The 7,119-nt window shown below is 65.9% G+C and carries 7 protein-coding genes; 4 read left to right on the top strand and 3 right to left on the bottom strand.

Annotated features, from left to right (window positions below; genetic code table 11):
• The coding region (locus tag EN738_RS27745) for a PfkB family carbohydrate kinase (RefSeq protein WP_127286456.1) at positions 1–699 on the bottom strand (699 nt) is incomplete at its 3' end.
• A 311-nt stretch (positions 700–1,010) separates the two neighbouring features.
• On the opposite strand from EN738_RS27745, the gene EN738_RS27740 reads away from it, so the two are divergent.
• The 4 genes from EN738_RS27740 to EN738_RS27725 all read left to right on the top strand — a co-directional run bounded on the left by EN738_RS27740 (position 1,011) and on the right by EN738_RS27725 (position 5,483).
• Complete coding sequence (locus EN738_RS27740; protein WP_187331170.1) at positions 1,011–2,330, top strand: sugar ABC transporter substrate-binding protein; 1,320 nt, start codon at positions 1,011–1,013, stop codon at positions 2,328–2,330.
• Between the two features lie 190 nt (positions 2,331–2,520).
• Positions 2,521–3,291 carry an L-iditol 2-dehydrogenase gene (locus EN738_RS27735; RefSeq protein WP_127286455.1) on the top strand — a complete coding sequence of 257 codons (771 nt, stop codon included), beginning with the start codon at positions 2,521–2,523 and terminating at the stop codon, positions 3,289–3,291.
• A gap of 24 nt (positions 3,292–3,315) precedes the next feature.
• Positions 3,316–4,329: a zinc-dependent alcohol dehydrogenase family protein gene (locus EN738_RS27730; protein WP_127286454.1), complete on the top strand. Its 1,014-nt coding sequence runs from the start codon at positions 3,316–3,318 to the stop codon at positions 4,327–4,329.
• 146 nt (positions 4,330–4,475) lie between these two features.
• Complete coding sequence (locus EN738_RS27725; protein WP_189606002.1) at positions 4,476–5,483, top strand: LacI family DNA-binding transcriptional regulator; 1,008 nt, start codon at positions 4,476–4,478, stop codon at positions 5,481–5,483.
• Positions 5,484–5,490: 7 nt separating this feature from the next.
• Here the strand turns inward: EN738_RS27725 and EN738_RS27720 are convergent, their stop codons facing one another.
• Together EN738_RS27720 and EN738_RS27715 are read right to left on the bottom strand one after the other, a co-directional pair.
• Positions 5,491–6,498 carry an aldo/keto reductase gene (locus tag EN738_RS27720; protein WP_127286452.1) on the bottom strand — a complete coding sequence of 336 codons (1,008 nt, stop codon included), beginning with the start codon at positions 6,496–6,498 and terminating at the stop codon, positions 5,491–5,493.
• Between the two features lie 73 nt (positions 6,499–6,571).
• Complete coding sequence (locus EN738_RS27715) at positions 6,572–7,069, bottom strand: GNAT family N-acetyltransferase (RefSeq protein ID WP_127286451.1); 498 nt, start codon at positions 7,067–7,069, stop codon at positions 6,572–6,574.
• Between the last annotated feature and the right edge of the window lie 50 nt (positions 7,070–7,119).

The raw sequence follows: 7,119 nt of genomic DNA, 5'->3' as shown, positions 1-7,119 counted from the left end.
GATCTCGCCGACGCCTCTGGCGATCAGCGCCGCCACGGCCTCTTTCTCGTCGTTGACGCCGGCCGCGGCAAGCAGCTCGTCGCCGGAAGGCAGCAGAAGATCGGCGTCGTCGACAAGGGCGGCAAGCAGCGCCCCGTCGGCCCCGTCGATCAGCTCCTTGCGCACATTCGGGTCGAAGGAGGTCGAGCCGCCGCGGCCGCGCACCGCCTTCGCGGCATAGGCGACGATCTCCTTCAGCCCCGCTACCGACAGAGTCGAGCCCATGACGTGCAGATGGCCGGCACCGTCCGCCAGTTGTCGCGCCTCCGGTGTGAGGCGGATCTGCCCGGCGGCGGATTCGGCGATGTTGTAGACGAAGTCCCTGCCGCCGTCCGGCCTGTAGCGGACGAAGGCACTTCCGGTCGGGAAGCGGTCGCTGACCGACACGGCCGAAATGTCGACGCCGTCGCGCTTCAGCCGTTCCAGATTGATGGTGCCGAAATCGTCGCGGCCGACGCAGGCGACGATGCCGGCGCCGCCGCCGAGCTTCGCCACCTGGTCGATGAAGATCGCCGGCGCGCCGCTCGGATAGGGACCCATCAGCGCCAGCGGCTCGAGGAAGCCGAGACCCTGCTCGGTCGCCATGATTTCGACCAGGATCTCGCCGGCGACAATTGTCGGCCCCGCGGCTTCGGCGGCGATCTCGCTTCGGCGGCTCATGCCTGCAATTTCCTTCTCTCCCTCAGCCTTGCCGGGCGCTGACCACGCCGCGCCCCGGCCGCACGATAGCGCCGGGCTGTAGCCGGGGTAAATCGCGGCGAAGGCGAAGTCAACAGAAACTACACGCATGTTCATTTATTTTAATGCGCGCGAAGCCTTATATGTAACGCGTTTCGATGAAAAGTTTACCGCCAGGCGAGGGCGGGGCGTCGAAAATCAACGCGCAAGCGGCTTGACTCAAATTCCTGTGGCGCAATAGAATATATACGCATGTTCAGTTACACATGCGCATTCGTAAAGGAGGAGACGAAATGCCAACGCGTAAGCTTATCGGGATTCTCGCCGTATCGGCCGCAGCCTCGGCGCTGGCGGCAGGCGCCGCGCCCGCCACGGAAATCACCGTCGCCACGGTCAACAATGGCGACATGATCATCATGCAGAAGCTGTCGCCGGAGTGGGAGAAGGCGACCGGCAACAAGGTCAACTGGGTCACGCTCGAAGAGAACGTGCTGCGCGAGCGCGTCACCACCGACATCGCCACCAAGGGCGGCCAGTTCGACGTGCTGACCATCGGCGGCTACGAGACGCCGATCTGGGGCAAGGCCGGCTGGCTGACGTCGCTCAACGATCTCGGCGACGACTATGATTATGACGACCTGATCGCGCCAGTTCGCAACGGCCTGACCGTCGACGGCAAGCTCTACGCAGTGCCGTTCTACGCCGAAAGCTCGTTCACGCTCTACCGCAAGGACCTGTTCGACGCCGCCGGCCTGAAGATGCCGGAGCAGCCGACCTACGACCAGATCACGGAATTTGCCGACAAGCTCACCGACAAGTCGAAGGAGCAGTACGGGCTCTGCCTGCGCGGCAAGCCGGGCTGGGGTGAGAACATGGCCTTCGTCGGCACGCTGGTGAACACATTCGGCGGCCAGTGGTTCGACATGGACTGGAAGCCGCAGATCAATTCCGACGCGTGGAAAAAGGCGATCGGCTGGTATGTCGACACCATGAAGAAGGATGGACCTCCCGGCATCAGCTCCAACGGCTTCAACGAGAACCAGACGCTGTTCGCCTCCGGTCATTGCGCCATGTGGATCGACGCCACGTCCGCGGCGGGCCGCGTCTATGACCCGAAGCAGAGCAAGGTCGCCGACAAGGTCGCCTTCGCCAAGGCGCCGGTCGCGGTCACCCCCAACGGTTCGGCCTGGGGCTGGGCCTGGAGCCTCGCCATCCCGGCCTCGACCAAGAAGGCGGACGCGGCGAAGTCCTTTGTCAAATGGGCGACCTCGAAGGCCTATGTCCAGCGCGTCGGCGAGACCGAAGGCTGGGTGGCGGCGCCGCCGGGAACGCGCAAGTCCACCTATGCCAGCGCCGATTACCAGAAGGCGGCGCCCTTCGCCGCGACGGTGCTTTCGGCGATCGAATCTGCCGATCCGACCAAGCAGACCAAGGATCCGGTGCCCTATACCGGCATCCAGTTCGTCGCCATCCCTGAATTCCAGGGCATTGGCACGCAGGTCGGCCAGGCGGTTGCCGCCGCGGTCACAGGCGAGCAGTCGGTCGATGACGCGCTGAATGGCGTCCAGGCCGAGGTGGAGCGCACGATGACGGAAGCGGGCTACATCAAATAGCGCCCTAACTAGCCAGGGGCGCAAAGCGTGCCGCCCCTGGCGATCCGGCCCGCCCAGACCTCCCGTTGCAGCGGGCCCGGAGGATGCACGGATCCCGCAAGAGCAAAGCGGGTCCGTGCGTTCCGCGCCGGCTGACAGGCAACTTTCTGGGCCGCCCGGATATCGTTTTCGAAATTTTGGAAAGTTGGACATGAAGCTGAACAACAAGACTGCCCTCATTACCGGCGGCGCGCGCGGCATCGGCCTTGGCTTTGCGCAAGCCTACGCCCGCGAGGGTGCCAGGGTGGTGATCGTCGATATCGATATCGGACGTGCGACCGCTGCCGCCGCCGCGATCGGTCCGGCGGCCAGCGCGAAGAAGCTCGACGTAACCGATCTCGCCGCGATTGAGAGCGTTGCCGCCGAGGTCGACCGCGAGTTCGGCGGCATCGACATTCTCGTCAACAACGCCGCCATCTTCGACATGGCGCCGATCACCGACATCACCGAGGCGAGCTACGAGAAGGTCTTCGGCATCAACCTCAAGGGGCCGCTGTTCATGATGAAGGCCGTCGCCAATCTGATGATAGCGCGCGGCCGTGGCGGCAAGATCATCAACATGGCGAGCCAGGCCGGTCGCCGCGGCGAGGCGCTGGTGACGCTCTACTGCGCCTCCAAGGCGGCGATCATCTCGGCCACGCAGTCGGCGGCACTGGCGCTGGTCAAGCACGGCATCAACGTCAACGCGATCGCGCCCGGTGTCGTCGACGGCGAGCATTGGGACGTCGTCGACGCCCGCTTCGCCCGCTGGGAGGGCCTGAAGCCCGGCGAGAAGAAAGCGGCGGTGGCGAAGTCCGTGCCGATCGGGCGCTTCGCGCGGCCGGAGGACATTGCCGGGCTCGCCGTCTTCCTCGCCTCGTCCGACAGTGATTACATCCTCGCCCAGACCTACAATGTGGACGGCGGCAACTGGATGAGCTGAGGCGTTGCCATCTGGGAGAATGACATGAAAGCCATCCGATTTGCCGCAGCGGGCGTCGCCGGCATGGCGGAGCTGGACATGCCGGAGATCGCGCCGGGACATGCTCTGGTCAGGGTCCGCGCCGCCGGGCTTTGCCACACCGACATCGAGGTCCTGCACGGCCACTACGGCGAAGGCGCGTTCCCGCTGGTTCCCGGCCATGAATATGCCGGAACCGTCGAGGCGGTCGCCGCCGACGTAACGACCGTGAAGCCTGGCGACCGCGTCGCCGTCGATCCCAACATTCCCTGCGGGCATTGCCCGGCCTGCCGGAAAGGCCTCACCAATCTGTGCGCCTCGCTGAAAGCCTACGGGGTGACCGCCAACGGCGGCTTCGCCGAATTCAGCCTCGTCGCCGTCGGTCACCTGCATGACATCGGCGATCTCGGCTTCGCCACCGCCGCGCTCGCCGAGCCGCTCGCCTGCGTGCTGAACGGTCTCGGCGCCGCGGGCATCGAGCCAGGCGCGCGCGTGCCCGGCACTGCGCTGGTCTTCGGCGCCGGCCCGATCGGCCTGCTGCTGGCGTTGTCGCTGAAGGCGAGGGGGGTGGTGAGCGTCGCGGTCGCCGACATCAGCGAGCCCCGGCTTGCCTTCGCAGGGGCGCTAGGGCTGGAACCGCTGGTGTCCGGATCGCAGGCGCTGGCGGCAAGGGCGAAAGGCTTCGACTTCGTCGCCGACGCCACCGGCGTCGCCAAGGTGGTCGAAGGCATGGTCGGCTTCACAGCCGATGGCGGCACGGCGCTCGTCTTCGGCGTCTGCGCGCCCGACGCCAGGATCTCGGTCGCGCCTTTCGAGATCTTCCGCCGCCAGATCAGGCTGGCCGGCTCGCATTCGCTGAACCGCAACATCCCGCAGGCGCTCGACATCCTCAAGCGCGACGACGGCACCATCGCGCGGCTGGTCAGCCACCGATTGCCGCTTGCCGAGCTTTTGCCCTTCTTCGCCAAGAGCGGCGGCGATCCGGCGACGATGAAAGTGCAGTTTTCGGCGGACATGTGAGTGAAAACGCGCGGCCACTCCCATCGACTCGTAAACTGGCCTGGCGCGGTCGAAGCGTTGCAGCTTTGCGCGAGATGGTGACTCACGTAGAGAGTGACGGGAAGGGTCGAACAGGGGGCCTGTGAATGGCAAAGACGATCAGGACGATGGAGGATTTCTCGGACTTCGTCGGCTTGTCTCGCACGACCGTCTCCAAATATTTCAACGATCCCAACTCGGTCAGGAAGAACACGCGCAGCGCTATCGAGGCGGCGCTGAAGAAATCCGATTTCCGGCCGAGCATGTTCGCGGTCAACCTCAATCGCCGCCGCAGCAACATCCTGGGCGTCATCATCCCGAATTCGACCGACCCGTTCTACATGGCGCTGACGCGCCGCATCGAGCTGATCGCCAACGAGGCCGGCTTCCTCGCCTTCGTGCTGTCCTCAGACGGGCGCGCCGAGATGGAAGACCAGGCGATCCAGACGTTCCGCTCGATGAACATCGCCGGCGCCATCATCGCGCCGCTCGGCGTGCAGTCGCACCACCGCATCCTGGCCGAGCTCGGCGCTTCGATCCCGCTGATCTATGTCGACTCGCCGCTCGACCAGACCTCCTCCTTCGTCGGCACCGACAACCGGCAGAGTTTCAGGCTGATCGTCGACTACCTCTGCCGGTCCGGCGAGCCGCCCTGCTACTTCGCCATGCCGCTGGTCAACAACAACGCCTCCGCCAGGCAGGATGCCTATGTCGAGGCCATGCACCAGTTCAAGATGACGCCGCGCATCGTGCCGGTCGAGGACGCCCGCTCGTGGGATTTCGAGAAGTTCGGCTATGACGAGGCGACGCGCATCCTGAAGGCCGGCGGTTTCCCGACCAAAACGGTGCTGTGCGCCAACGACCGCGTCGCCTTCGGCGTGCTCGGGGCCGCCTTTCAGCTTGGCCTCAAGGTGGGACATGGCGCCGATTGCGACCTGCGGGTCGCCGGGCACGACGACCACCCGCTGTCGCGCTACGCCTGCCCACCGATCACGACGGTGGCGCAGAACTACAACGAGATTGGCCGCCTCGCCATCGAACTGCTGCTCGAGCGGCTGGACGAAAAATCCTCGGCCAAGCGCGGCGACGCCCGCATCCTGCTCAACGCCGAGCTGATGCTGCGCAGCTCGGCGTGAAGGTGGGCTACCGATCCACCATCGACATCGTTCGCTCGTTGTAGCGCGGCCCGGAAATCCTGTCGGGGGTCAGCGCCATGTCGAGCAGCAGGATCTCGGTGGCGTCGAGTCCGATGTCGGCGGCGGCGACATTCTCCTCCAGGTATGTCCGGCGCTTGGTGCCGGGGATCGGCACCAGGTCGATGCCGAACTCCTGGCCCTTGGCGAGCAGCCAGGCAATCGCGATTTGGCCAGGCTTCACGCCCCTGGCGGCGGCCACGTCGCGCACCGCGCTGGCGGCCGCGACATTGGCGTCGAAATTCTCGCCCTGGTAGCGCGGGTCGCCGCGCCGGAAATCGCCCTCCGGATAGTCTTCGGCGCGCTTGACGTCGCCGGCGAGGAAGCCGCGTCCGAGCGGCGCGAACGGCACCAGGCCGATACCGAGGTCCTTCAGCAGCGGAATGATCTCGGGCTCGAGATTGCGCTCCCACAGCGAATATTCGCTCTGCAGCGCCGAAACCGGATGCGCTGCATGGGCGCGGCGGATGTTGGCGATGCCAGCCTCCGACAGGCCGAAGAAGCGCACCTTGCCCTCGGCCACCAGCTCGCCGACCGTGCCCGCGACATCCTCCATCGGCACGCCGGGGTCGACGCGGTGCTGGTAGAGGAGGTCGATATGGTCGGTGTCGAGCCGCTTCAGCGACGCCTCCACCACCTCGCGAATGTGCTCGGGCCGGCTGTCGCGACCGGTGCCGTCCTGCTTGCCGTCCACGATGCGAAACCCGAACTTGGTGGCGATGATGACCTTATCGCGCCGGCCCTTCAGCGCGCGGCCGAGCAGCTCCTCGTTGATGAACGGCCCGTAGACCTCGGCCGTGTCGAGGAAGGTGCAGCCGAGCTCGATCGCCCTGTGCAGCGTCGCGATTGATTCCGCCTCGTCGGCCGGTCCGTAGGACTGGCTCATGCCCATGCAGCCGAGGCCGACCGCCGAGACGACGAGCCCCTGGTTGCCGAGTTTCTGCTTGCCCAGGCTCATCGTCTTGCTCCGGTCGAATTTGCAACCCGGCTAAACTATAGGGTCCGAAGGCGAGGCGTCCAGCGGCAGGGCCTTAGGCCCGTGGCAGCAGCCGGCGCATGATCAGCGAGGCGTGACCGCCGACGCCGTGGGCCGCCGGCCTGCGCTCGACCGCCTCGAAGCCGTGCTTTTGGTAGAAGGCGATCGCCCGGTCGTTACCCTCGATCACTTCCAGCGCGATGCTGGGAATTCCCGCATGGGCGGCCAGCACGGCGTGCAGCAGATCGGTCGCCAGACCGGTGCCGAACTCGTTCGGTTCGATGTGCAGCCGGTCGAGCATGACGTCGCCGCCGTCGTCCATCGCCGCCATCGCATAACCGGCGATCGAGCCGTCGGGCCGCTCGGCGACGAAGGACATCTTGTCGTTATCCTCGAGTTCCGCCGCCAGCTTCTCCGGCGCGTGCTTGTCGTCGGAGAGCCGCGCCGTGGTGTCGGCGCCCATGATCGGCGAATAGGTCCGTCGCCAGGACTGGCCGAGCAGCCGCGAGACGGCTGCGAGGTCGTTCTTGGTCATCGCGCGGCTCTGGGTCATGTTCCTCTCCTTGTTCAGCTCACGAAGATATAGCGGCGGGGTGGCCACAG

Origin of the sequence: Mesorhizobium sp. M4B.F.Ca.ET.017.02.2.1, assembly GCF_003998955.1 — a bacterium.
Lineage (GTDB): Bacteria > Pseudomonadota > Alphaproteobacteria > Rhizobiales > Rhizobiaceae > Mesorhizobium > Mesorhizobium abyssinicae.
This window is presented reverse-complemented; position numbering and strand designations above follow the sequence as displayed.